Here is a 24,770-nt window from a genome sequence, read left to right as displayed (position 1 = left end):
ATACAACAATCAATGCCCCTGCTACACTATACCAAAATTCCGGGATATTGAAAATCATTTAACCCCCACTGCCTGCTTAATCTTTCCCAAGTCCTCTGATATTTGCTTTATCGTAGTATTGAAGATTTTGTCCAATTCTTTTATGTCAGCCGTGTTGCCGGATATTCGCGCGGAATTGTTGTTTATCCGTTCTTTTACGCCCCCGGTTTTTACCAGAATTGCCCCCGCCGTTGTCGCTAAAACAAGTATCAGCATAAGCCACGGGGCGTAACCGTTCAATTTAAGTGTCGCCATCATCACCTCCATCAAGTATTTTTTTTATCTCATCGATATCTTTTTTCATATCATCCTTCAGCCGATTATAATGACCCGTCAATTCCTTGTAAATAACATTCCCCATATCGAGGCGTTCGAGGGCCTTCTCTATTTTTTCCAACCGTTCCCGTATTTCGTCGGCAATCACGTTTCTAAATCTCCGTCAATAATCTTCGCGTTTTTCATTCTTTTTCTAAACCATTCGGCGTCTTCCCGAACAAAAGGATTATATGTTTTGTAGTTTCCAAAGTGTCCAAAAATCAAATGACACCGACTGCAAAGCGTTATTAGGTTGCTCGGCTCAAGCTCCAGCGACTTATCCTCTGCGTAAGGAATTATATGATGAACCTGTAATTTTTTCTTACTACCGCAAACCTCGCAAACAGGATGAGCTTTTAAGTATGCTTTTCTAACTTTACTCCATTGAGATGCCCTCGCCGCAATAGAAAATAAGGCAAGAAAAAATAATGCTAAAAGAGTAAATAGTTTTTTCATTGCTTTTCAAGCTCCAGCGTTATAGCAAGATTACTGATAGCAGGGATATTTATACCCACAAGGCATTGGTCTATCCATACTTCGGCATCGTTATTTATACTTTCGTTTGCGTCTATATTTAATCTTCCCTGCGTAACATTGCTCGCCGCTGTCGTTGATATTGAAATTCCCCCCCACGTGCTATCGCTTGTTAAATTAGTCGCTCCGCTTGTCACTGTTCCGACAAGATTATTGCCTGCGTCAAACAGGTCAATATACAATCGTATATTAGTAGTGGTGGCGTAATTCGTCCTGAACCAAGCCGATACAGTATAGGTTTCCGTCGCTGTTATTGTGACCGTGGAATATGCTATCCACCTGCCAGAATAGGAAGTCGTTAAATTATCAAAGCGGCAGGAATAAGTTCCTTTGTGCGCAAAATCTGATTGCCTGCCTATACTCGCCGCTGTTCCTAATTCTGTCCACGATGAACCCGCTACGCCTGTTTGAGAGTCCTCAAATCCGGCGTTCCATACCATTAAGTTTGTCGGAGTTGCTATATCGTCTATGTGATAATTTATTATATCGCATTTATTAAAAACCACGCTCGTTGATAATTCTACGCAATCAGCTCCCACCGGAATTGTGAACGCCGCTATCTCAAGATTATCCTGATTTCCGACGTGTATAATAGTATCTGTTGTTCCTGTCGACCCCTGCATAATATACGCTTTTGTAAGGGTGTAGGTATCCGGCAAAAGTCTAAAATCACTTCCCCAACTATCTCCGGTAAAAGATGAGAGTTCTCCCACTTTTGAGAAATAAACATATCGCTTTTGAACATTGTCAACGACATTATTTGCGTCGGTATCATAGACGGCTTTTGTCATATCACCTGAACCGCCGCCGATTGCGTCCGTCGCCTTCATTATAGCGTAATCCGTGTAGCCCTTTGTTGAGGCGTCGCCGTTGTTTACGGGGGATGTGGAGATGTTTGTGATTTTTCCTTCGTTCATACTTAGAGTTAAATTGGGGTCAAATTCCACATTTTTTAGAAAAACGCATCCGTCAGATGTGATATATAAACCTGCTGTATCCTCGCCATAAAGTATTAACTGCCCAGAACTAATTACTTTTAATCCCTCACTGTCCACCGTAATTGTTCCGCCAAAACCACTATACTTGTCTTTTAACATCAGCGATTTTCTGTTGCTCATCGGATTCGCATATCCTTCTATAATTAAATCTCCGCTCATCGTATCGCCCATAGTAGAAACAAAAGCGTCGTAATTCCTGCCGGCAAGTAATTCGCTGTCCGCGGCTTTCGCTGTTACTCCAAGTTTATATTCATTCAAATATGTGAATGTCGCCTGCAACGCCGCATAGGTTGTTCCCGTTGAATACGCTATATTGTTTTCTCTCGCAACCGCCCTTGCTATCTCCGCCGTCAATGCCGCCGCCGTAGAATTTATCGCCGCATAATTCGTGCCCGTTGAAACACGCAAATCAGCAACGCCCGATGTATTCAAATCTATTGCCGTTTTATTTGTTCCTGTGCCTACGGCTATATCATTTTCCCTATCGGTCGCCCTTGTAATCTCCGCGGAGAGAGCCGCACCTGTTGACTGCAATGCCGCATATATTGTGCCTGTGCTTACGCCGAGTGCCTCTATCGCGTCATCATTATTTGATATTTGTGTTTGCAAACTGTCTATCTGCCCGCTTATAACTCCCGTAGAATAACCGAGGTCGCTATCACCTGTCTGCCTGTCAGATATTTCGGTAGTAAGGTCAGTCCCCAATGTCGTGGTATCTATGGCTACATTCCCGAAGTTTGTATCGGTATCCGTAATTTCCGCGTTCAGCGCCGCCTTTATCGTGCCGGTATCCACTCCCACGGAAACAAGCCGCGCCTCTGCGATGTCTAAGTCCGTTTGTATATTTCCGGTGGATACTGCTATGTCATTCTCTCTTGCGGTTGCTCTTGCTATTTCAGATGTTAGGTTATCCGCTCCTGCGAATGCCGCCGTTGAGGTTATGATTGTGCCGTCCTGCAGTCGTATCTGCCATGATGATATCGCTACGCCATATGTATATGTTGACGGGCCTATGAAGAATCTGCCGGCCACATGGTAATCGACAGTTGTCGGTGTGGTAGTGTCGTTGTAAACGGGCTGATAAAATGAGTCAGACCATGCCGATAATATCGCTACAGATAAAAATAAACCGAGCAGTATTTTTTTCATATATATCTCCTATAGCGGCTTCGCAAGCGACCACCCAATCCACATTTCCAAAGTGCCCTCCGTTCCCCGGGAGGTGTTAAAAAATATCCTTACTTTTGTGGCGTCTCCGCCGGAACATATCGCCTGTATTTGAGCGGTCGTCAGGCGTCTTATTTCGCCCCCGTCAAGTCTGGCTTTTAGTGATGCTATTTCCGCATCCGCGCGGTCGAGAGCTGCGTCAAACAGGGCTTTCTCTGCTTCGCCGGATGTGCCGTACGCCGGCTTTCTAAAATATCCGTTAGTCGTGTCGATGCCTGCCATATTCCGCCTCCTTTATTTTACTACCCAGCTTATAACAGATTTTACTGTCTTTGTCCATTTATCGATTACACCGTCTGGTGAAAACCAACCGGATATAAACCACTGCCCCGTGAACCAGCCGCCTCTTTTGCTCAACGGCCAGTCAGTCGTGTCGCGGGTTGTTATTGTCCATAGTGCCATATTTTATCTCCTCACGGTTCCGCCGCTTCTGGTGCTTACTGTTCCTCCGCTTCTCACGGTTTCGCCGGACGATCCGGTTCGTACTGTTCCGCCCTGGTATGTTGATTTACTTTTTATTGCCTTTTTTACATCTCGCTTTATCTTCCGGCGCTTCTCTGAAAATTCTTCAGTCTGGGGCATTTGCGTGAATATCTTTAATCTTTCCCAGTCTGTTAATCCCGGGGTGGTTAGGGCTTCGACAGTTGATTTGATTTGCCTTTGTCCGGGGGCGCGTATACTTCCTCTCATTTTATACATCCAATCATTTGCTTTTGTTAAATCCCATTTACTGTCGGTCATAATACTGCCTACATAACTTGAGATAGCCAACGCCAGATAACCGGGGGCACCAAGTACAGTGGCAAAACCGTTCCCTATTCTCCACGATGCAGGGCCTATCCATTTCTTGAAATTGATACCCATCGTCGAACCTGCTGTTATTATTAAAATCCATTGCAGGATATATCTGATGAATGCCTTGCGTCCGTCAGCCCCGCCGTGAGCCCACCGGTTTACCATAGCGGCAAAACGGGGAGGCCATGTTCCGAATGTCCCCAGCAGTTTACCTGCCGGCCCGCGATAAAGCGCTTCCGTTTCTTCGGCGTAATATGGGTATTGTGTCATTGCTTGCGCCCAATAGCCGGAAAGGTGACCGAGATAGAATATCTTTGCGGCAATGGGGTCGGTTTCTTTCAGTTTCAGTATTTTATCTCTTACCCTTTTTGTCAGGTTATTGATAACCGGTTCGGTATACGCTTTTGGGTCGTCCAGTATAACCATCATTCCTATTTGGTATTGAGCGTCTGTTCTCAATGTGAATTTTAGTTTGCTCGCCAATTCGTCTGCCGTTATCTTCCCGGCTTCATATTTAGGCACCCAGTCTTCTGCCGTTATTATTCCGCAGAGGTATGCCTTCTGGCGACTGCCTTTGTCTTTTGCTCTGAACAGGGTTGTCATTACTTGAGAAGCTTCGCCTATAGCGCCTTTGCCTTTGCTGAATTTAACGCCAACGCCGAGGGTATAGATATCGGCCTCGTCTGTTTCCTGTCTGCCTTTTGCGGTTTTACTCCGCCAGGCCGCGCGACTCCATTTTACTCCGCCATATTCCGCGATTATATGTGTTTCCTGCGTGGTATTCTTTATGGCTGATCCGAGTGTTCCTATCAGGTCGGCATATACCAAGTCCCGGAGTGTCGATATATTTCCGTCAATCATTCTCCCGCGGGTTGTAAAGCCGAGCCAGTTGAGGGCTTCTTCGGTTTTAACTGCTCTCCCCAATTTGTTGTCAATAGCCGCCTGAACGGCGCGCTGCAGTCCGGCGTCAATTTGTTCTACTAATGGGTGTTGTTTACCGAGTAAATCATTCAAAATATATGACATCGCGTTTCTCACGGTTTTGGGAACGAGCGGGAAGTATTTCTCCACGTTTGCCGCGGCCGGCCATATGTATTTCTTTTTTACCACTCCCGCAGAATATATTTCAAACAGTTCTATGGGGTCTGTCAATTGTTCGGCGCCGGCGAGTATGAAGTCGCCTTCGGCTATTCTCTGTTTCTCGAAGAACATCTCGACCTCTTTTTTTGGAAGGTGACGGAATTCTTTTATTACGGTATCGGGGTCTTTGAGCATGCGGAAGATGAGGGGCTGGTATTCTTTCCAATATCTCTCCCCCTTCATGCCGGCGGCTTTGAATAGCCGGTTCCATAGCTCGCGGGCCTGCAGGGCCGCTTTCTTTTCCGCGTCTGTCAGGCCATAGGTTTCGCGTTCTGCCATAAATTCAGCCATTGTCGTGCCTTTGGGTCGGTGCATAAAATTGAATATCTTTTCCCGCTGTTTTGCGTTCATTCCCTCGAATACTTCTCTGAATTGCTGTATCAGTTTCAGTCGCCATTCCCTGCCGTCTTTTGTGTTGGCTTCAAGGCTTTTGAATGAGTGGTATAGGTTCATTGCTGCTGGGCTTTTCTGTCTGCCCGCCCATGTGCCGAGCCAGTCCGAAGTGTATCGTATCAGATGAAGCATGGGGACACTTTCGGTGTGTTCATATAGGGTAAGCGATTCATTCAGTATTTTGAGCTGTTCGTCGTTAAGTTCGGATATCCGGCGCTTGTCGGGAAATATTGAGTGTATCTGTTGTTTCAAGAGTGCCGGCGACATATTCATTGTTCGCGTCCTGTTGGTTATCTCGCGGTTTATTTTCTTGTATTTCATAATGGCGCTGATGAGTTCTTTGCCTTCGGTTTCGGTCATCAGTGTTAGGCGCTTTTTCCCAATTGTCCTTTCGGCGAATTGCCGGAATTCGTGAGTGTAATCGCCTTCCCACTGGAACGGAGTGTTTTTCGCCAATACCGCGATCATTCTCTTTTGTTTGGTGGTAAGGGGGTTTTCTATGGGGGCGCCTTTTATTTCTTGTCCTATCAGTTCAATTCCGATTTTCGTGACCTTAATGTAGTCCGATACTTTACTCCACGGGAGTTTCTTTATCTTTCCTGCTTTATATCCTCCGGTTTCAAGGTTGGTGATGATTATTTCTTTTCTCGGAACAAATTTAGACGAGGCTACGCCAGCCGGGGCCACCATGCGAAGGACTGTCATACCGGGCATTTCGGCGAGTTCATTTAGTCTCCGCTGCATTTCGTCGAATTTCAGGTATTGCGACCAGTCGTATATGACGCGTGGGAATACTGACGCCGGTTCTGAATTAAAAAACATAAAGGATATTCCCTTTTTATTTAATTGTTCCAGCTTATCGAGCAGTTCCATAAATCCGGCGGGTCTTTCGAAGTTGGCGCCGTGCTTGTATCCTGATGTCCAAAGATATGGAGGGTCAAGTATAAGTAGAGTTTTTTCCGCTTTGTTCTGTGGAAATTTTAGGGCTTCGTCTATTATTTCTATGGCGTCCCTTTGTTCTATATTTGCTTTATTAAGTTTCCGGCTGTATGGGGTTATGGAGTTCCATATTTCGTGGACTTTGGTTGGAGATATTTTTGTTGTAGTGTCACGCCCTGTGTTGTTTTTTAATATCGTTGCGGCTGTCCATAGTTCATCGGTCGCCCAATAATATTTGCCGAATTTCTCTTTGAGATGATTCCACCAATCTACAGGAACACTTTTCATGGGCATATGGATCCACGTGCTTAATTCGGCTATTCGCGCCTTTACGCCTTCCGGGTTGGTTTTTATGGTTGCCCATATCTTTTGCATGTCGGCGTCCAGTTCGTTGAGGTTTGTTTCGGCGTCCTTGAATAGTTCTTGCGCAAGCAGTGTCATATAACCCGAGCCCCCGAATACGTCATAGACATATTCAAAGCGGGATAGTTTTTCAAGTCCCGCGGCCGTCACTTTATTCAGTTCGCTTGGCAGGCCGAGAATGTTCAGGATATATCCAAGCATTTGGTCTTTTGCGCCAGCCCACTGCATTGGCGAGTTATCTTTCTTGAATTGTGTGTTTTCGACAGTTCGTCTGTACACCGCGACAGGCACTTTGCTGTTTCCAGTGGGTTGAATGATAGGGGCCTGCTCATCCCATTGTATCATAATTCTTGCCATGCGCGCTATTTCTTCTTTGACGTCTTTGCTTGTTATGCCGCCTTCCCTGTTATCCCTCAATGCTTTCTGGCCTTCAGGCGATGTAAAATAATGGTTTATGAAGTCATGATCTACCGGGCCGGCAACGGTCGGGCGTTTGCCTATGGGTTTCACTTTATGCAGGGCGTCTATCACGGTATTGAAATCATCTATCCCCATGCTCTCGGTATATCTGTCGGTTCCGCCTGTATCGGCGTGTGTGGCCTTATATGCTTTGGATCGGATATCTGCCTGGTTGAGCTTTTTTTTGACGAAATCCGGCAACGCGTCCCATTCTCCGCCCAATCCATCGGCTATCCATGCTCTCTGTGGTGGCGGTAACGACGGGTCTTCCGAACCTGTTACTCCGAATGGATTTTCGCCATGTTCTATCATATAGAAAAAATTTGTTTCTCTTTCTTTGTTCCAAATATTCAGCGCCTCTCTGGTTATTCCAGCCCATTCCCTTTGTATTTCCTCGTTTGTGGGAGTCAGGATATCCGTTTCTTCCGGTGTATGAAGATATGAGAAGTCACCGAGATTATCCTTTTCGTCTTCCGCTACGCGGAACGCGGGCTCGGCCAGTTCTGCTGTTATTTTCTTTTTCTCTCTGTTGTAAATGTTGTATTCAGTCACCCACTTGCTTTTTTTAATTCCGGCACTTTCGGGATTTTTTATGTTGAAATTCGATACTATTGTTATGTTGGAGGCTCCGTATTTTTTCTCCAATTTATCAAGCATTTCTTTTGATAAATCTTTTTCGTTTATCAGCTCTGCGGCTATTGTATTCTGCTGTTTTGTGGTGAGTATAGCCACCGCCATTTTAGCGTCTTTATTGGTTAGCGCCATAAATGAATTGGCAATATCGTTTATTGATTTTATGCTGCTCTCTACTCCACTCCAGTCTTCGAGTTTTTGCGTCTGCTGTTTCAGACGCTCGGAGCCGTCTTTTCCGATAGAAGTGTATGTCTTATGGTCGGTGATTATATGTCCCGCGAATTTTGGTATTTTTGTCAGAGCTTTCATTAAAATTCTGTCATTGGTGCTGGCCTCAGGGTTGCCGGACGGATGGTTATGTCCTATCCAAAAGTTTACTATATTGGGGTCGGCCTTCATATCCCTTGAGAGTATCGGGTATAGCTCTTTTACATCCACATAATCCACGGCGCCGCTGGAGAATACTTTGTATGTAATTATTTTCCCGGTCTTGTCCGTGTATATTATTGTGAAATGTTCTATCCCTGGGTGGCGAATAAGATTGACGAATTTCACGGCGCTTTTGTCGTCAGTTATTTTCCAGCCCTCGGTCTTTATATGTTTGATTTTTATTTCCTTTAATACTACCTGCTCTCGCTCTTTGTTCAGATCCATATTCTTAATCATTTCCAGCGCGCCGGCGTCTCTTTTTTTCGTAGTTCCGAAGGTGAGTTCAGTTTGCACTGTTTCCGTTAGCGCCCTTTTATGTTCGAAAAGCATTGTTATTTGTTCGTCGGTGGCTTCGGTTGTAATTCCGGCCCGGGCTTTCATCTTGCTTATGGCGATATCTATTATTTGACCGACTCTTGTTTTTGATATTTTAAATTCATCGGCAATATCGCGCACATTCATTGTACTGCCGGATGTCAGTCCATATTTTAAATCAATTATTTGGAGCTCTCTTTCGGATAGTCCTTTCGTCAGGTGAGAAACCCTGTCTTTAATTTCGGTTATTTCTACCTGCCGCGCCTCTGTGCCGGGTAATGTTTCAATATAGGTCGTTTTCTGCCCTTCTTCCTGTTGTTCAAGTTTTTCCATGCGGGTTAATTGTGTGGAGAGCAATTCATCTATTTCTTTATTTAGCATTCCGGTTCTGGCGGCGATGCGCGATGTTGGCGGTATTCTATCAACTATTCCGGTGTCCTGTTGAATTTCAAAAATTGCTTTGTATACCCTATTGAGCTTTCGGCGCACGGACTGTGGATAGGTTATAAGGTTTTTCTGCCGAGCTATTTCCTCTCTTATGGCGGAGCGTATAGATTTGTAGGCATATGTTGAAAATTTCGTTTCCCCGGGGATATAATTTTTATAGGCCTTCATGGTTCCTATATTTCCGGCTTGTACGAGGTCTGCAAATGATATTGAAGGATTGCCGCGCTGTTCGGTTTTGGCTATACTGGATATCAGCCGTCCTACGCTTGCCTGCTTTCCCTGCGCGATTTCCTCTTTTGTGAGCTCTGCCGTGCCGAGTATTCGCGCCGTTTCCTCTTGTTCGGCGGTGGGGGCAACGTATTCTTCTTCGGGCGCTTCTTCTGATACAATGGCGGGCTTAACCTCTGCGGGCTTTGCTGCGGGAGATACTGCGGCGGGCATAAGCACCTGAATATCAAGATGTTCCCTAAGTTCGGGGTTTTTCTTTACGAGGTCGATAATTTTGTTTTTTAAGGTTTCGCCGGACGCATATCTGAATGCTTCTTCTCCCACGCTTTTGAAGTATTCTCCGGCGGCTTTTACGGCGCTGTTTATCGCGCCTGTGATGTCATTCAGCACGGCGTCAGGGTTCGGCATTTCAGCCGTTGGTTTTGTCGGCAAACTTGCCCTTGTTTTTATCAGGTCGTCAATCTGCTCAAGGGCTGTTGAGGCGCCCTTCGGTGTTTTGATTTTCCCGATTCCACCGCCACCCCATTGACCGAGCCGCGCCTTTACCTCTCCGCCTGTTATTCCCTCTGATACCCTTTGCACAGGTGCTTTTTTTACCTGCCCCAAGATTTCCTTTGCCAATAGTTCGGTTCTCTTTTCTGCGCCAGCGCCCTTTATTTTTTGTATTAACGACGTCACGCGGGATTTTTCCCATGTCTTGCCTTTTTCGTATAAACTTCTCCATACTCTATCTGCGGCGCCCCTACCAAATTTATTGTCCACGTTGTAAAAAAACTTCCTGATCGCCACCGCGTCGGCTTCGGTATATTTCGGCAATACATCGGCGAGCTTTCTTTCCGCTAATCCCGCGCGGGATAGTTTTCCGAGCACTCCGGGGCTGTCCACGAATTTTTCCGCAATAGCATTTACTCCGGTTACTCCTGCCCGCCTTATCATCCCTATACCTTTCGACCATAAATAAAGTTCGGCGAGTTCCTTGGGATTGGTTATGGTATCAAGAGCCCATGCTGTCAAATCTCGTCCGGCGTAAGCGACAAAGTTTTGGAATACACTTTTTGTTTGTGGCTCATATCCCTCTCTTAATAAATCTCCGAGAGTTTGTCCTTTTTGAATTGCGTCTGTGGCGGTCTGCATCGATGTCAGCAAATCTTCGCCCTTGATTATTTGTTCGCCCACTTTGTAGATACCCGTAAAACCGGAAGCCGCGGTCGCTCCGCCTTCTACGGCGCCCTGCCACATCATCTTTGCCATTTCCCCCGGCTGTACCGACTGCCTTAATTGCTCCACTTGCTCTGGTAACATTTGCGGTCCGGGCTGTGGCTGCATTTGTTGAGGCACGGGCATTGACGGCATTTGCATTCCCTGCTGTTGTGGTGTCGGCATTTGCATTGCCTGCGGTATTTGTATTGCTCCCGGCGCCTGCGCTATGGGCGGTTGTATTTGCGGCGGTTGCTGGAATACATCCCGGCGCGGGCCGCCTTCGGGCATGGGTATAAATTGTTCCTGCGGAGTTTGCGGCATTGTCCCGGCCTGCCGTTGCCGTTCCTTTTCCACTTGGATTTGCTCCGGGGTCAGTCCGGCGTATGGTTTGGGGGTCTGTTCTTCCTGTATTCCAAGGAATTCATCTGCGGACGGTTTGATACCGAGGAATGCGTCAGCCGACTGCGCTTTTCGCTTCGGCTTTATTCCCAAGAATTCATCCGCTGATAGAGCCATTATTTGAACCCGAATTTCAGCAACTGTTGCTTTGCCTCGACAGCGGTTATTTTATTTTCGGCAAACGCCTTCTTTATTTCATTTGCCGATTTATAGGTTGTCTTCTGCGATTTATTCAGTTCTATTCCGTATGGTGTCGCTGCCTTTTCGACAAACGGGTTCCATTTTCCTTTTCTCGCCTGTGCGGGTTTTATATTTTTAATCTGCTTCTTGATAGCGACAACGCTGGGGTCACTTTCCGAAATGCCGTAATCCCTTGCCATGTCAGATATCACCATATTCGGGTCAGAGCTGGTTACATCAAGCGTTTCTCCCTTTTTATTCTTCCACCAGCCCCTCTGCAGTGATGTGGCAATATCCTGAACGGCCATTCGTCTTTTGCGCGCCGCTTCTGTTTCGGCTTTTGGAGTTTGGCTTTCCAACAGCGCCTGCATGTTCCTTATCAGTGTCAGCGCCTTTGATGTCTGTCCGGCGCGAGCGTCAGTTATCGTTGCCTCTGTTGGTGTCAGCCCGGTGCCGCGATATTGGCCTACGGGATTGAGGGTATTGCCGAGCCGTGAAAGAAAGCCGCCTGTCTGTGGCGCCTGCCTCTGTTGCATAATAGCGGGCGCCTCCATTGAAGGGAGAGCCATTTCAAGAGCGCCTGTCAGATTTCCGCCCTCAACGAGTTTCATAATTTCGGGCAGTTTCTTTTTGTCGGTTTCCTGACTGACCTGTGAAGCGTATTGCTTCATCAGTTCGCCTTCATATTGCTGTTTTTTGAGGTTGTTCAGCGTTTCAAGGAATTGTGACACCGCCTGCACATTCTGGTTCCACGGGCTTTGCTGTATGTTTCTATTTGGCATTATTCCTCCTTAGAACAGTCCCAATTGCTTAAGCGTCGCTATCATGGTGGCGGTCTGCCCTGCCGCGCCCATACCCGAGGCGAAGGGCGTTTGCCCCTGCTGCTGATTACTTGAATAATACGGAGTGCCTTTTAATGTTCCCGCTATTTCAATGGGTAACATCGTCTGCCCATACTGTTGCTGATACAGAGCATTTAATTTGTTCTGCTCAATCTCTCTGGGTAGTCCGCCATACATCATCCCCATTTGTGCTTTATAAAGTTCCGGTGACTGCTGTGAGTATTGCATAAGCTGTGGTATCGCCGCGAGTTGCCGTCCTCTTTCGGTTTCGGCTAATCCGCCGAGCGTTTGCATTCTGCCTGTGCCATATTGCGAGCGGAGTGTTGCTTCTGTCCGGCCGGACGGCTCGGAATAAAACATACCGCCCATTTGTGAGCCTCTGCGAAGTCCGCCTACTGCCTGTTCTTCATCAGCCATTGACCCTTCCCTTAATGCCTGCCAGTAAGGTGATGTGTAGGGGTCGTATGCTTCTCCAGCGACCGTCTTTTCAAGCTCTGACAGTCCTGTTTGATATCCTGTGCCAGTGGGAGCGGCCATATACTGTTCGAGCATTGATTGCGCGCTTCCCTCTACTCCGGTCATTCCCGCGACGCCTGCCGTGGGAATTGTGGGAGCATTACCCTGTAGCAAAGCCAAGAGGTATTTTGCCGCGGCTTCCTGTTCCGGGGTTTGGAGCGCCTGTGGCTGATTCATTTTGTCCGCCAGACTTTTCTGTCCCTTGTATCCTGCATAAGCCGAAGCTGCTATTGCTACCGCTAACCATGGAAATGCCATAATATCCTCCTATAGCAGTTTTTCAACCACTCTATATAATTCTTTAAACCCCTTCAGGTTCTTCTTCGTTTTAGCGTGAATTTTTGTTATATCCAGTGTCCGCGCGAAATCTTCAATAACTGTCATAAATTCGATATCCATTCCGTCTGTCCACATTGAATCTATCCATATGTGATTATTTTCGAGGTTATTCATAATTGTTATAACGGCGTATCCGTTTATTTTGTCGGGGCTGTCATCTTTCGGGGCTACGAGGACGAATGTCTGCCTGCTGGAAATTCCGATAAGCATATACTTTAGAAATATGCCGGCATTCATTTCTTTGTCTTCTGAAAGTTTCAGCTTTCTGCATACCTCAATGAGGTGCGCTGTCTTTGTCGTCAGGAAAATTGTTTCTTTTTGTTCACTCATAAATACTCCTTCAATAATTCTATAATCCGATTTCTGTCGTTATCGGTATAGTTTTCCACATAGACTATATTTTCTTCTATCGTAATTTCGCACGAGATACCGTTGTCGGAGAGATGAGCTTTCGCCTGTCCGGCGTCTTTCTCGGTTGATATTGTTAGATTGATTTTAAGCATTTAATTTTATCCTTAGTTCGGCGAATCCGTTATAATAGTAATTTGTTCCGCCGTCGGCAGAAATCATCACGCCTGACTGATATGCGCCGCCGTCCGCTCCGTCAAGGTAGAGTTCTGTTATAGGCACGGTTACTGAATCATACCAATACGCCCAGTCTGTGGTGGCGTTGGTTCTGACTGTTCCGTCGTATGGGTTTCCATTCTGTCCGCTAAACCTTATTTTCCCCGATACTGTATTCGTGCCGTCGCCTTTTAATCCAATGACGCAATGGTATGCTGCTGACGCTACTTTTGTGCCGTCATTCCCGAAATAGTTCGGCGCTCTGCCGGAAACGGGCAAACGCAGTTGCCATGATGTAACACTTGAACTGCCCGACCCTTCTGCCGACCGCATTGTATTTGACTGAACTGTGCCTCCACCGTCAGCTGATGAAGATACCCTTATCATATCGCCGTAGAGCAGTTTGATATAACTGTCCAATGATTCAGATGTCAGCTTAAGCGCTTTGATTGTGTCTTCAAGCGTTTCGACTTTTGAGAAGTCAGGCAAGATGATATCTTTCGGAAGACGCATTCTATCTCTCCCCGCTCAAATTGAATTTCAGAATACAGCCCAGAAACCGGAAGTCGTTAGCGCCCGATACTTTTATCAGGAATGTCTTCCCGCGGTAATCTATCGGCAGGTCTTTTATAATTATTGCTTCATCTGCGGTCGCTTCAAGTGAAACATCGCCGGCGTTCTGCCAGGCGGGCTGGCTGTCGCTTTTTACGTATACGGTGGCGGTCTGCCCTGCCGCGCCCTTTTTGAAATATAGCTGAATATGCAGTAGGCGCTTATTCATCACCAGCATTTGCTTATCGGCGAGGTCTGTCGTCAGCACAAAATATCCGCTGTAAGCCGCGCCGTTGTCAAGCACCGCCTCATGCAGGGCGTAAGTGTAGCCGGAATAGTCGGCGCCGAGGTCTATACCAAATCCGACCATTGCTTCGCGGGTGTCCCACTTATCCCAGGCCCAAGTGTCCCATGTGGCGAAAGGCAGGGTGTCCCATGAATATACGGCCTGCCGCGCGTAATTCCCGAAAGCCGATATTGCCATGTCCACCGTTCCCCACTTTCCTGTGGCATATGTCAGAACCTTGTTATTTGTGGTTGTTGCCGTGCCATAGGGTATTGCCCACCATAGCTGGTCGTATTCCGCTATGTATTGACCCCGTATTGTGCCGATATAGCTGGGATTGATGGTTTTTGCCTCTGTATCTATGGGAAGTGAGATTTCGCCCGCAGAAAGCCCTCTAAACGTGTAATTTGAGGCAAAGAAGTATAGTTCGCCCGAAGCGTCGTTTATTATGCTGTCCGGTGACTGACAGCCGACCTTAAGCGATAGCGGGCTCATATTGAAGATGTCGGTGCTTGCCACGAGCCACATTCGATAATAGCTCCGCTCTTTGAAGATTATGAGGTTTCCCTGATATGCGCCGAAGCCTGTGATGAAGTCGCCCTTTCCTACTTCGGCGGATCCGGCGTCCCCTGTGTTCCAGTCGGTTTCATCTCCAAGGTCGCACCAACGCACCCTCTGCGGAAATACTGTTCCGTTCTCTGTGGTAAAGCCGAGGAATAAGTAATTTTCGTATGTGAAAACATATTTTGCTTTTGTCAGATATGTCGCGGTCGCATATTCTATGCCGGAGGCGCTGTCGAGCGGGTCGAAGCTCGTGCTTATGCTCCAAACCTGCACCTTGTCCACGTTGTTTGTGAGTATGACCTGATTGTTGAAGCTGACGGAGCTCCAATATTCGCAGTCGCTGGCGCAGGTGAAGACGTCGGCGGCGTCGTATATTTTGGTTGCCGGCACCCAGCGGTATACGTGTTTTTTTGTAAATACGAGCAGGTATTCCACTCCGGTGTCCTCCGTTATAAAGCGGTGGTAATGGATTATGGGGTTGGCGTCCGGTGTTTGTGTTATATCTCCGCTTGTGTCAAGCAATTCCGGCAGTCTCATTTTCAGGCGGTGGATTTCCCCCCAGCGGATTATCGTATTCTCGCTGTCCGTGGTGTATGCCTTTGACAGGAGGATAGACGGAATGTCCGTTCTATTTCCTGCGGTCGGCGACATTATACTAAAGTTGTGTGACTGCATTATGCATTAACTCCAAACGCTATAAACGTATAGGTTATTCCATTACCGTTTGCGTAACCAGAAGTATTTAATGTAAAACCGTCGGCATCGAGAGATGTCACAATACCGGTTAAGTAGTGTGCATCGCCACCTGAAATTTTTGTATACGCCCCATCCTGATTGGTTTTAAAGACAATCGCGGCTCCGGCTCCCGAACTCTGATACCATATCACTAAAAATATCGGTTGAAACCCTATCGCGGTCGCTCCATCCGTAGTTGTGATAGAATGTGCGGAGCCGCCATCGCCTGTATATTTGCCAACCGCAATCCTCGCCGAACCGGCAGCAAGTTTGGACAATGCGATTGCCGCACCAGCCGCCACGCTTGCGTTGACCACTGCGTCGGAGGCGAGCTTATCTGCCGTAACTGCATTGGTCGCTAACTTTGTAGCAGAAATTCCAGCATTTTTAACATTCAGTTTCCCTGCCGTCTGTTCTATTGTGACATCGTCAACAATAGCCGTTCCCGCTTTCTCAATATCCTTTGCCTCAATGTTCAGGCATTGCTTTGCGTTTACGGTGTCACGGACGGTCAGTTGCTTTATATAATTTCCCTCATCTTTGAAATGAAGTTCGGCGATACTTGACGCTTCCAGTGTGTAGAGAGCGCCTTTGTCAGTTCCGGGTACTGGCGCAGATGTCTGTTGTCGCAGGGTTACTTTCTTGTGTTCGCCTGTATCGGCGTTGTCAAAAGTCGTGCCGCTCGCCGGCATGTAATGGTCTACCGCTAATCGTTCCTGTATTGCCGCTTTAAGTTCGCGAATGCGATCATCTCCGGCTGACGGGTCGTCAGTGCCCGCAGGTTTTGATGTATCAAAAGTTGTGAATGCCATAATTGCCTCCTATATATTGTTGCCCTTCAAAAAGAACATAGGTTCGTCAAGGGCGTCTTTCCGCTTCTGTATTTCAGCTTCGTATAATGTCATATGTGAAGACACGGCTGTCCAGTCCTCGTATTTCTCGCATATTTTTGCGAGTACTCCCTGATAAATGCACTCCCTGAACAGTTCGCCGAATTCTATGGTGTCCACGTCATTCGGGTGGAATATGGAATAAAACATCGTCAGCGTATAAACTTTGTCGGGGTTCGGGTAGAGCCATATAAAATCATTCTTTATTGAGTATTCATTCGGTTCGCTTGTTCCCGTAACTTCCGCTATTTTCTTTTGAAAATTCTCAAATGTTATTTTGTCAAGTGGTGTGGCGTCGTCAGCTTTTATGACGGTCATATCCTTGAAGTCGGCAGGCACGGCGTAATAGTTTGTGCTTGCCGTGGTATCTGCGGTCGCTTCCTTATTTATGAAATTGGCGCGGGTACTTATATCATAGAGCACTGACCTTATTTCTTCGTCTATGTCGGTTTCAGCCCTGTTAAGACGCGAATTTATTATTGCCAGAATTTCAGATTTTTCTATTGCCATTGATTGTTACCTCCGTGGGGGAGGCCACCCATTGCTTTTACACAAAGGGCAACCTCCCCGCACAATACTTTACTGGCTACCGTTCTTCCCGAGGATATACCAGTTTCCAGCAACACCTGCGGCCCCCGCGTCATTGTATAGGACAACGAAGTCGTTATCCGCGTCAATGCCGTCGTAGGCCACACTCGCGCCGGCCAAATCTATCTGATCAGTTCCCGAAGGAATGACTGAATAGATATTTGACCCGCCGGTGTTCTTAATCATCACACAGCCGTTGTCAATCGTGTTTGACGAATACGGTAATGTAAATGACGCAGGCAATGTCTTCGTGGAAATGTAGATTTTCCCCATATCCGTTGTGGTTATGGTTGAGGAATCAAACACTACCGCGATTGTCGCCAGTGAATGGAAACCAATCTGCCCGGTTCCGGCACCCCAGTCGACACTGTCAGTGTCAATGGTGTTGTCGGCAATCACTTCGCCGTCAAGATTTCCGGTCGCATTCACGATTGTTATGTTACCGCTGCCGGCCTCAATAGTGGACGCTGTGTCTATAACCCCAGACGCCTCTACCGTTCCAACATCAATACCATAAGTCACCGTTGCGTCCCTGAACGTAGGGTCGCTCGCTGTCGTTAAATCCTGTCCGGTATTGTAGGCCAGTTGCGTGTCAGTTACGCTGTCGCTCACCAAGTCAGCTCCCGCTACAGAGCCGGCAGGGAAGTCAAGGCTTGTCACCACTGTTAAGGTGGCCGCGGTTACACCGAATGTCGCTGTCACATTTCTGTGGGTAACATCATCGGTGGTCTCGACGTCCTGGTTCATAGCGTAAACTTCATTCGCACCTTGCCCTGTGTTGATCGTGGCCGCGTTACCCGCGCCTGTGAAGGTGAAGGTCGCTCCTGTTACGCCCCACGTCGCCGCAACATTTCTGAATGTTACTGCGTCAGTAGATTCCACGTCCTGGCTCATGGCGTAGAGCTCGTTTGCTCCCTGGCCTGTGTTTAGTGTTGCGGCCGCAAGTGTGCTTGAAAAAACACCTGTGGCGGCGCCCACCCCGTAGGTTGCCGTGACATCGGAGGCTGCAATAGTCCCCGATACAGTAATGGCTTCATCAACCACAATTGTCGTCCATGCTTTCGGAAAGACAATCCTGTGCTTTGTCACTGGCATACTTGACCATTTCATTGTTCTCGTTATTGTCGGCGTATCTACGACAATGACATTTATGGAAGTCTCCTTTGTGAAGAAGGAAACAAGTCCATTTGTCGTGAAGTAGATAGGATTGGTTTTTGTGCCAATCCCCTGCCCATCGGCTTTGATCGTAACTGAAGAATCAGAGGTGTTGTAAATATACGCATTCAAGCCCCCCGTTATGGGGTCGCCGTTCTCGTCCACCACAGTGAAGTTGTAATTCACATATGGTGCTCCGACTGCAGCAAAGGCAGCGACAGACAATAAGAGAGTAATCACTAAGGCTTTAAAATAGCTCATAGTTTTATACCTCCCAGACCTTAGTCCTCTACGATTGCAGTGTCAACGGCTATGACTCCGAAGTCTTCGCTGTTGTACTCTGTTTTCTTTACGCCATAGATCATGTCCGTGGCTACGCCAGGCACTCTGCCGTACTGGAACATTTTCTCATACCACGCCAGATACTGCGCCCAGCCGATAACTCCGGCCTGTGCTCCGCAGAAAAGTGCGCGGGCTGTGGCAATACCACATACGTCGCCGGCTTCAAAAGATTCGCCCAAAGCTCTTGTGAGAATTCGGTCGTACTCATGAACAACGACGTTGTCCCATACTCCGTCAGCGCCATCGAAGATAGGATTCTTGCTCCCTCTCCAGTTGGCATTACGCTGCGCGTTCAGCCAGTCGGCGTCTGCCCGCAGAGATTTGTTCTGAAGCGGGCTGATGAGTATCACGTACATTTCTTTTCCGTCGACCATGACAGGTCTGATTTTCGGACTTGCGGCTTTCGCTTTTCTCTTGATGAGCGATATAACCTTCGTTCCGAACAAATGGTCGGTTGAGCTGGTTATAGCAGCGTCAGAGGCAAGGTTTGCTGTTACCACGCCCGCGGAAGTCTGCCCGCCGTACCACACACGGTTTGTGCTCGGGGCGTTGACGGCAATCGTTCCGGCGGCATTGGCAATGCCGGAAAGGGCGTAAACCATGTCTTCATCAAGAATTTCAGCAGCCCAGTCAGCGAGTGCGTCTTTGGCTTCCGCTTTGATGTTGTATGCAGTCCTCTGCAACGTCATCTTACCGGCGGCCTTAACGGCATTCATACGTAGGTCAACAACGACCTGATCGTCATAGAATACCATCGCCTCCTCGGCTGTCTCGATGTCGGAATCTCCTGTAACGCCGGCACCGGAGAGTTTCATCCGCAGACCGAAGGTGATTTTGTCGCCCTTCGCTTTGGTGAGTTCAGATTTTACCTGAAAAATGGATGAATCTTTCGTGCTTGAAAATTTGCTCAAATACATCTGCTTGAGCGCCTGCTTCATAAGAATCGCTGACCATTTTGTGATAGTCGCGGCATTCCCTGTCAAAAATTGTGTATCTGCCATTTTATTTACCTTTTTCCTTTATGAAATCATTTGGCGTTGGCTTCGTCTTCGCGTATGGATTTTTCAAGTTCAGAGGTGTCCATAGCCATTAATTCTGTTTGGCTTAAATCCTCTAAAGCTCCGCCGCTTTTAACTCCGCCTTTCGGTATAAAACCGCTGCCACCTGTTTTCATCTTCGCGAGAAGTTGTGAATTTGTGGAGTTGGCGACACGTTGAGCTATTTCGGGGTCGGTCAGTCCTATCTTATATGCTTCCTCGGCGGGGTTTTTAGAGTTGTTTATCACGGCCGCATAGCCGGGATTTTTAGCAACAATTCTTTTCCACCCTTCGAGTACTGACATAAAATCAAGTCCTTCTCCGACCTTTGCGACAGTAAACTTTTCTTTCGCAGCTTCCTCGGAATCCCGCATTTTACGGGTAAATTCCGCCTGACGCTGTTTCTTGTCATATTCCTCTGTCTGCTCACTTGCCTGTTTCAGAAGATTTTTTACGGCTCCGACGGTCAATAACTCATCGTCAGATTTTCCCTCCAGTGTTCCCCCGGAGTTCGGGTTTTTTTTGCCCGCAAGTTCTTCTGATAACATTCCATTCTCCTCCCTTAAACGCGCGAGTTCTTCGTCTGCTGAATGGCGAGCATTACGCTCTTTCTGATTATCAGCGATGAGGCCTTTGAACCTTTCATCGTCCTCTACTCTATAACCAGTTTCCGCCAGCTTTTCAAAAAGCTCTTTTCTCACATCTTCGGGTGTTCTTCCCTTCCCATCATCTTTTAATCCATCTGTTCCATCAGCCATTTCGGCCTCCTTCCTTGCTTTGGGTGCAAGTTACCCTACCATGCTTTAGCATGTTCATCAAGCCCCCGGAGATTGTCCGCCCGGTTGCGGGCCACCCTGATTCTGCGCTTGGGCGGCTTTGGCGTTCATAGCGTTTGCCTGCGATTGGATTTTGATATCCTCGCGCTGTTTTTCTTCCTGCTGTTGCTGTTGTATTCTTGCTATGATTTCTTTCTTATTCGGTATATCGCTCATTTCAAGCAACACGTCCATTGGTATTGGCATGCCGGCCTTGGCCGCTTCCAAGAGCATTGAGAAGTTCGACAATCTTGTGGTCGGCGAGTGCTGGCTCTGCGATACCTTAATGCCATATTTCCCCGCGGCTCTGTGCTTGAGCAATTCTATATCAAATTCCGGCACTCCGGCATTGATTGCGATATCTTTTATTTCGATATCCGTTAATGACCCGCTTTTCCTTATAAAGTCTACGAGCGTTTCATTAAACATCTGCTGGGTATAGCGGAAATTGTCGAATATGATTTCCGAAACCAGAGCACCCTGCGCTTTGCGTTCCTGCATGGCTATGCCGGAATCCGATCGTGATGTATCTTCCGCGCGCAAGTCGGCATTGACGCCGGATATAATTTTGATGTTGGCGGCGCCGTATTGTGAGGCCGCAAGATGTCCGGACGATAGTGTCGTAGGCACGATACGCTCCGGCTTTTTGTTGAGCTTGTAATGGATGTTGGCTCCGGGCTTTGACGCGAAGGCTGCTACTTCCTCTTTGGTTTCTACTTCCCAGCCTTCGGGGCCGATAAAGCCGGAGTTCGCGGAATGGTTGAGGTGGTGCAGAAGCTGTGAATACCGCTTATTGAGCTCGCGCTGCGGATCCTTTAGGTTGTCAACAGCCCCCAGGGGGTCGCCATCTATCCAATACGGGCAAAATCTCTTTATAGGATAGGCGCTTATTTCTTCGCCGTAGGGGTTATCTTCGTGTTCGAGCTCGAGTTCGCCGACCATTGTGGTTCTATGAAGTATCGGTATAATCCTTTCCTGAATAGTCCAGCCGGAGCCGAGTTTCGATTTCATAATCGCCGCCACCTCGTCCATTCTGCTTTTATTTATGAGCTGGACTTCAAGCGACGCTTTGTTGATTAGGAAACTTCGGCGCTCATAGGTGCGCCAGAAGTATTTTCGGATTTTGTATCGTATTTTATTGGGGTTTTTTGTTTCGTCGTCCGTAGCGTCCTGATAGGTGTCGGTTTCGAAGGATATCGTCTGCACGTCGTCAGGTTCGCTCTGCGCTATGGCGTCAAGCCCGATGTTAAGTTCTTTGACTTTCGGGTATGCGAGCCGGATAGCCTCTTTGTCCCACCAGAAGGTACGGATTATGTATTTGCTGGTATTGAGGTCATAGTTCTCACAGTTAGGGTCTTCAATTATACTGAACGGGGAGTATCTCTCCATTACTATTTCACCGTTTACCGGCTCGTCGTCGTAGGTTATGTCAAGGCCGAGCCAACCCTTGGCGGTTACGAGGCCGTCAAAGAAGGCCATTGAGGTGAGGTATTCGCCGTTTGATTCGTCGGTGACGTTCTTTGCGGCCGCGGTGAGCACATCGGCGAGCTCTTTCATTCCACCTTTCTTGGGGAATACTTTTATGTCCTGTTTGTTCTGGCGTTGTATGCCTGAAATAAGATTAACTGTGGGGAATATATGGTTGAATGTTAGGTGAGGTCGGTGTTCGGCGTCGAGGATATCCACATCTGTTTTTTCCCATTGAATTCCCTTATAAAAGGATTTGTTTTCTTTGGCCTTTGTGCGCCATCCGTCATTTCCTTCTTTGCCCTCTTTCCAAAATGACTTTAACTGTCGCTGTCTGGTGTCGTAGGTGCTCATATTTTATCACACTTCACTGGTTCATACCGCATATAACCCCCTTACTTTATAGAATAGTATTAAATACTATTCTTGTTTTTCTTTAACATATGCGATAAAACTTGTCAATAGGGAAAAATATAGCGCAGTGAATTTCGGGGAAAATTTAGAGTAAAGTACTTGACAAGCTTTCGGAAAATGCTACACTGTTTATAGGTCGGTGGTTATTACGGGCACGACTTATTTATTTACTTATTATAATCTAACAGGCCATCGCAGAGCCGTGGTTATCCGGCCCCCACTTTTTCTTCCATTCTTTATATTTTTTGTCGCTCTTTACATGGTTGTCCGGTTTTACATACTGGCGGGCGAATAGTCCCATGACATAAGTGTCCCCACGATCGGGGGAACGGCCTAATTTGGTGCGCAAAGCGTCCTTCGGCTCTATAAGTATGCGGCCGGAGCGCATTGTCTGTTTAACGGTGGTTAATTGCTCTCGCAGGATGTCGTCCTTCCATGTCAGGAATATGTCACCCATTGAGAAGGCCTCTCCGGCCTCAATCCATATTTGGGCGCGGAGGTTATAATAAATATCGGGGACGCCGTGGGGCTTACCGTGCCGGCTGTCAATATCTATGACAACCCGCCCCATATCGGCAAGGGCCGCGTTTACTCCTGTGCCAATTCCGATACAGTCGCCGGCGTAGGTGTTGACTTCGTGCTTTTCCATGAATATATTTATCATTCCCGCGGTAACCATCGGATTTTTCTTTTGGAATATAAGGGCGTCTTTTATGTCGGTGTCTTCCATATAATAGAATACGGATTCATCTCCGCCATCGGCAGGGTCGCCCACTACAAAGCGCCGGACGCCTTCTGTCTGTGTTATTGAATGCTTGTATGCGTTCTCAAAGTCCGATATTGAAATAATGGAATCCACATCTTCGGTGGGTATTTCTCCAAGGACGCGGGCTTTATATACGTTTGAATCTCTGCCGAATTTATTTGCTATTTCCATCTCAAATTCCTGACCCGACAGTCCGGGGATTATTTCTTTTCCGGCCTTAAAGTTCGGGGTGTCCATGACGGATATCGTTATTTTGTTAAATTTGGCGTCTTTGAAGCACTCCACGAATTCTCCGTCGCATGATGTTGGGTTGCCTACCGCGAGGAAATGGCAGTTTCCGGCTGTCATAAGGCCGTTTGAGGCTCCCCATATGGGGGATAGTATTCCGGCGGCTTCGTCAAAGATGATGAGTATATTTTCGTTATGGAAGCCCTGGAAGCGCGTGGCCTGCTGCGTCACCGTATCGCTCTTTGTCGCAAAGCCATAGGCGAACCATTTTTCCGCGAGCTCGAGCTTTGTTTTCGTCATGTGGCCGCCGAGCGGTATTTTGGCGTTTGTGTGGGCGTCGCGGATTTCGCGCCATAGCACTTCCTCTACCTGCGGTTGACTGGGCGCAGTGGTTATAACGGTGGCCTTGGGGCCGAAACAATATAAGAACCATAAGGCGAGGCGTGAGGCGAGATAAGTTTTACTGACGGAATGGCCGGCCTTTACTGCCGTGTATTTGTTGTTTAAGACGGATCTGGCGGTTTCTCGCATTTTGTCCCAGACGTATTCTTCCTCAACGTCAAGGACGTCGATTAAAAATCTTATGGGGTCTTTTTTATACTTGTTTATAATCCAGGATGAATCATTTATTTCCATTCACTCTTTTTTCTTTGTTGCGGCCTTGACCATGTCCGCGAATGTGAAGTTGCCTTCGAATTCTTTCTTGTCTTTCCAGCCCATGTTTTTGAGAGCAAAGATGTCTCCGCCGGCCCGCCCGGGGTCTTCAGACATATGCTTCTCATATCCATTTTCCACGAAGGCGTAAGCCCATGTTATAATTTCGTGATACTTATTTGTATTTTTGTCGCGCCATGATCGTATGGTGGTAGAGCTGACGCCGGCCGCGAGGGCCAGTCCTGATATCAGGGCGTGTTTTTTATTGGTGGTGCATTCCTCGAAGTAGGCGATGAACCTATTTTCAAGTTCGCGCGCCGATTTGACGGGTTTCTTTCTTTTATCAATAGCCATAATCCCTTATAACAGTTCAGCATAATCCTGTCAAGTACTTTCATACAACCTCAATCGTTATCGGGTATAATGCTTCCGTCTGTTTGCGCTTAAGTTTTCCCATAGGCACATCCAATCCCTTGACTTCTATAAAATGCACCGTGCCGTCTGCGTGAAACTCAACGAAGTCAACTCGATATTTGACATTCCCCGGAAGGTCTATCGGGACTTGTCGCAGAAAAAATATAACTTCTCCCGACGACTTTCTTAATTTCAAATCTGAATAATACTTGGCTTCTTTTTTACTTCCAAATTTTATGCCGTCGCGCTCCGTTCTTATGGCGTTGAATTTGTGTCTGTTAAATCTCATTTGTTCTCCTTCTTCCTCAGCTTAAATATCTTCAGCCTCACCGACATACACTTCCCGCGGACGCTACACCGGCGTTTCGGGGTAAGGCATTGAAGGCTCGCCCGGCATAGCTGGCGACAGGAGCGTATCCTAAACCCTCCGCCGTGAATTAGTTTATCTGATTCTGTCAAAATAACCTCCCTTGGTCTGCCGCTTTAATTCCTCGCATAATTTCTATTGCCACCTGCGGCACGATTGCATTTCCGAGAGCCTTCAATCTTTCAACCCTGTGTCCGGCTTT

At 47.3% G+C, this 24,770-nt stretch carries 20 protein-coding genes; all 20 read right to left on the bottom strand.

The genetic code is table 11. The annotated features are described in order from the left end of the window. Positions 1-54 precede the first annotated feature (54 nt). Positions 55-297 carry a hypothetical protein gene (locus FP827_02190; protein MBA3051892.1) on the bottom strand — a complete coding sequence of 81 codons (243 nt, stop codon included), beginning with the start codon at positions 295-297 and terminating at the stop codon, positions 55-57. Continuing rightward, positions 281-463, bottom strand: coding sequence for a hypothetical protein (locus FP827_02185; protein MBA3051891.1), 183 nt, complete (start codon positions 461-463; stop codon positions 281-283). Before FP827_02185 ends, FP827_02190 begins: the two co-directional genes overlap by 17 nt. Further along, entirely contained in the window at positions 460-810 is a 351-nt protein-coding gene (locus FP827_02180) for an HNH endonuclease (protein MBA3051890.1), read from the bottom strand. The genes FP827_02185 and FP827_02180 overlap by 4 nt, the downstream gene beginning before the upstream one ends. Beyond that, entirely contained in the window at positions 807-3,035 is a 2,229-nt protein-coding gene (locus FP827_02175; protein MBA3051889.1) for a hypothetical protein, read from the bottom strand. The genes FP827_02180 and FP827_02175 overlap by 4 nt, the downstream gene beginning before the upstream one ends. Before the next feature lie 9 nt (positions 3,036-3,044). Then, positions 3,045-3,335, bottom strand: a complete 291-nt coding sequence (locus FP827_02170) for a hypothetical protein (protein MBA3051888.1) — start codon at positions 3,333-3,335, stop codon at positions 3,045-3,047. Between the two features lie 183 nt (positions 3,336-3,518). Continuing rightward, positions 3,519-10,970: a sigma-70 family RNA polymerase sigma factor gene (locus FP827_02165; protein MBA3051887.1), complete on the bottom strand. Its 7,452-nt coding sequence runs from the start codon at positions 10,968-10,970 to the stop codon at positions 3,519-3,521. Further along, complete coding sequence (locus FP827_02160; GenBank protein ID MBA3051886.1) at positions 10,970-11,815, bottom strand: hypothetical protein; 846 nt, start codon at positions 11,813-11,815, stop codon at positions 10,970-10,972. The genes FP827_02165 and FP827_02160 overlap by 1 nt, the downstream gene beginning before the upstream one ends. Before the next feature lie 9 nt (positions 11,816-11,824). Next, positions 11,825-12,649, bottom strand: coding sequence for a hypothetical protein (locus tag FP827_02155; protein MBA3051885.1), 825 nt, complete (start codon positions 12,647-12,649; stop codon positions 11,825-11,827). Positions 12,650-12,658: 9 nt separating this feature from the next. After that, positions 12,659-13,060, bottom strand: coding sequence for a hypothetical protein (locus FP827_02150; GenBank protein ID MBA3051884.1), 402 nt, complete (start codon positions 13,058-13,060; stop codon positions 12,659-12,661). A gap of 165 nt (positions 13,061-13,225) precedes the next feature. Further along, positions 13,226-13,807, bottom strand: a complete 582-nt coding sequence (locus FP827_02145; protein ID MBA3051883.1) for a hypothetical protein — start codon at positions 13,805-13,807, stop codon at positions 13,226-13,228. 1 nt (position 13,808) lies between these two features. Then, entirely contained in the window at positions 13,809-15,371 is a 1,563-nt protein-coding gene (locus FP827_02140) for a hypothetical protein (protein MBA3051882.1), read from the bottom strand. Further along, positions 15,371-16,243: a hypothetical protein gene (locus tag FP827_02135; protein MBA3051881.1), complete on the bottom strand. Its 873-nt coding sequence runs from the start codon at positions 16,241-16,243 to the stop codon at positions 15,371-15,373. The genes FP827_02140 and FP827_02135 overlap by 1 nt, the downstream gene beginning before the upstream one ends. A gap of 9 nt (positions 16,244-16,252) precedes the next feature. Continuing rightward, a complete protein-coding gene (locus FP827_02130; protein MBA3051880.1) occupies positions 16,253-16,831 on the bottom strand; it encodes a hypothetical protein in 579 nt (192 codons plus the stop codon). Between the two features lie 69 nt (positions 16,832-16,900). Further along, positions 16,901-18,325, bottom strand: coding sequence for a hypothetical protein (locus FP827_02125; GenBank protein ID MBA3051879.1), 1,425 nt, complete (start codon positions 18,323-18,325; stop codon positions 16,901-16,903). 20 nt (positions 18,326-18,345) lie between these two features. Beyond that, positions 18,346-19,407: a N4-gp56 family major capsid protein gene (locus FP827_02120; GenBank protein MBA3051878.1), complete on the bottom strand. Its 1,062-nt coding sequence runs from the start codon at positions 19,405-19,407 to the stop codon at positions 18,346-18,348. A gap of 26 nt (positions 19,408-19,433) precedes the next feature. Next, positions 19,434-20,201 (bottom strand): hypothetical protein, encoded by a 768-nt coding sequence (locus tag FP827_02115; protein ID MBA3051877.1) that lies wholly within the window; start codon positions 20,199-20,201, stop codon positions 19,434-19,436. A 57-nt stretch (positions 20,202-20,258) separates the two neighbouring features. Then, positions 20,259-22,079, bottom strand: coding sequence for a hypothetical protein (locus FP827_02110; GenBank protein MBA3051876.1), 1,821 nt, complete (start codon positions 22,077-22,079; stop codon positions 20,259-20,261). Positions 22,080-22,320: 241 nt separating this feature from the next. Continuing rightward, positions 22,321-23,769, bottom strand: coding sequence for a hypothetical protein (locus FP827_02105; protein MBA3051875.1), 1,449 nt, complete (start codon positions 23,767-23,769; stop codon positions 22,321-22,323). Continuing rightward, positions 23,770-24,141: a hypothetical protein gene (locus FP827_02100; protein MBA3051874.1), complete on the bottom strand. Its 372-nt coding sequence runs from the start codon at positions 24,139-24,141 to the stop codon at positions 23,770-23,772. Positions 24,142-24,181: 40 nt separating this feature from the next. Next, positions 24,182-24,490, bottom strand: coding sequence for a DUF1064 domain-containing protein (locus FP827_02095; GenBank protein ID MBA3051873.1), 309 nt, complete (start codon positions 24,488-24,490; stop codon positions 24,182-24,184). Positions 24,491-24,770: the final 280 nt, after the last annotated feature.

The sequence above is a fragment of the Candidatus Omnitrophota bacterium genome (genome assembly GCA_013791745.1).
Lineage (GTDB): Bacteria > CG03 > CG03 > CG03 > CG03 > CG03.
The sequence above is the reverse complement of the archived record's forward strand: the minus strand, read 5'-3'. Positions and strand labels throughout refer to the sequence as shown.

Excerpts from the sequence above, each read along its gene's own strand:
- FP827_02110 (MBA3051876.1), bottom strand. The coding sequence starts at position 22,079 with ATGAGCACCTACGACACCAGACAGCGACAGTTAAAGTCATTTTGGAAA.
- FP827_02130 (MBA3051880.1), bottom strand. The coding sequence starts at position 16,831 with ATGGCAATAGAAAAATCTGAAATTCTGGCAATAATAAATTCGCGTCTT.
- FP827_02125 (MBA3051879.1), bottom strand. The coding sequence starts at position 18,325 with ATGAGCTATTTTAAAGCCTTAGTGATTACTCTCTTATTGTCTGTCGCT.
- FP827_02150 (MBA3051884.1), bottom strand. The coding sequence starts at position 13,060 with ATGAGTGAACAAAAAGAAACAATTTTCCTGACGACAAAGACAGCGCAC.
- FP827_02175 (MBA3051889.1), bottom strand. The coding sequence starts at position 3,035 with ATGAAAAAAATACTGCTCGGTTTATTTTTATCTGTAGCGATATTATCG.
- FP827_02190 (MBA3051892.1), bottom strand. The coding sequence starts at position 297 with ATGATGGCGACACTTAAATTGAACGGTTACGCCCCGTGGCTTATGCTG.
- FP827_02140 (MBA3051882.1), bottom strand. The coding sequence starts at position 15,371 with ATGCAGTCACACAACTTTAGTATAATGTCGCCGACCGCAGGAAATAGA.
- FP827_02145 (MBA3051883.1), bottom strand. The coding sequence starts at position 13,807 with ATGCGTCTTCCGAAAGATATCATCTTGCCTGACTTCTCAAAAGTCGAA.
- FP827_02115 (MBA3051877.1), bottom strand. The coding sequence starts at position 20,201 with ATGGCTGATGGAACAGATGGATTAAAAGATGATGGGAAGGGAAGAACA.
- FP827_02120 (MBA3051878.1), bottom strand. The coding sequence starts at position 19,407 with ATGGCAGATACACAATTTTTGACAGGGAATGCCGCGACTATCACAAAA.
- FP827_02155 (MBA3051885.1), bottom strand. The coding sequence starts at position 12,649 with ATGGCATTTCCATGGTTAGCGGTAGCAATAGCAGCTTCGGCTTATGCA.
- FP827_02100 (MBA3051874.1), bottom strand. The coding sequence starts at position 24,141 with ATGGCTATTGATAAAAGAAAGAAACCCGTCAAATCGGCGCGCGAACTT.
- FP827_02165 (MBA3051887.1), bottom strand. The coding sequence starts at position 10,970 with ATGGCTCTATCAGCGGATGAATTCTTGGGAATAAAGCCGAAGCGAAAA.
- FP827_02170 (MBA3051888.1), bottom strand. The coding sequence starts at position 3,335 with ATGGCAGGCATCGACACGACTAACGGATATTTTAGAAAGCCGGCGTAC.
- FP827_02105 (MBA3051875.1), bottom strand. The coding sequence starts at position 23,769 with ATGGAAATAAATGATTCATCCTGGATTATAAACAAGTATAAAAAAGAC.
- FP827_02160 (MBA3051886.1), bottom strand. The coding sequence starts at position 11,815 with ATGCCAAATAGAAACATACAGCAAAGCCCGTGGAACCAGAATGTGCAG.
- FP827_02135 (MBA3051881.1), bottom strand. The coding sequence starts at position 16,243 with ATGGCATTCACAACTTTTGATACATCAAAACCTGCGGGCACTGACGAC.
- FP827_02180 (MBA3051890.1), bottom strand. The coding sequence starts at position 810 with ATGAAAAAACTATTTACTCTTTTAGCATTATTTTTTCTTGCCTTATTT.
- FP827_02095 (MBA3051873.1), bottom strand. The coding sequence starts at position 24,490 with ATGAGATTTAACAGACACAAATTCAACGCCATAAGAACGGAGCGCGAC.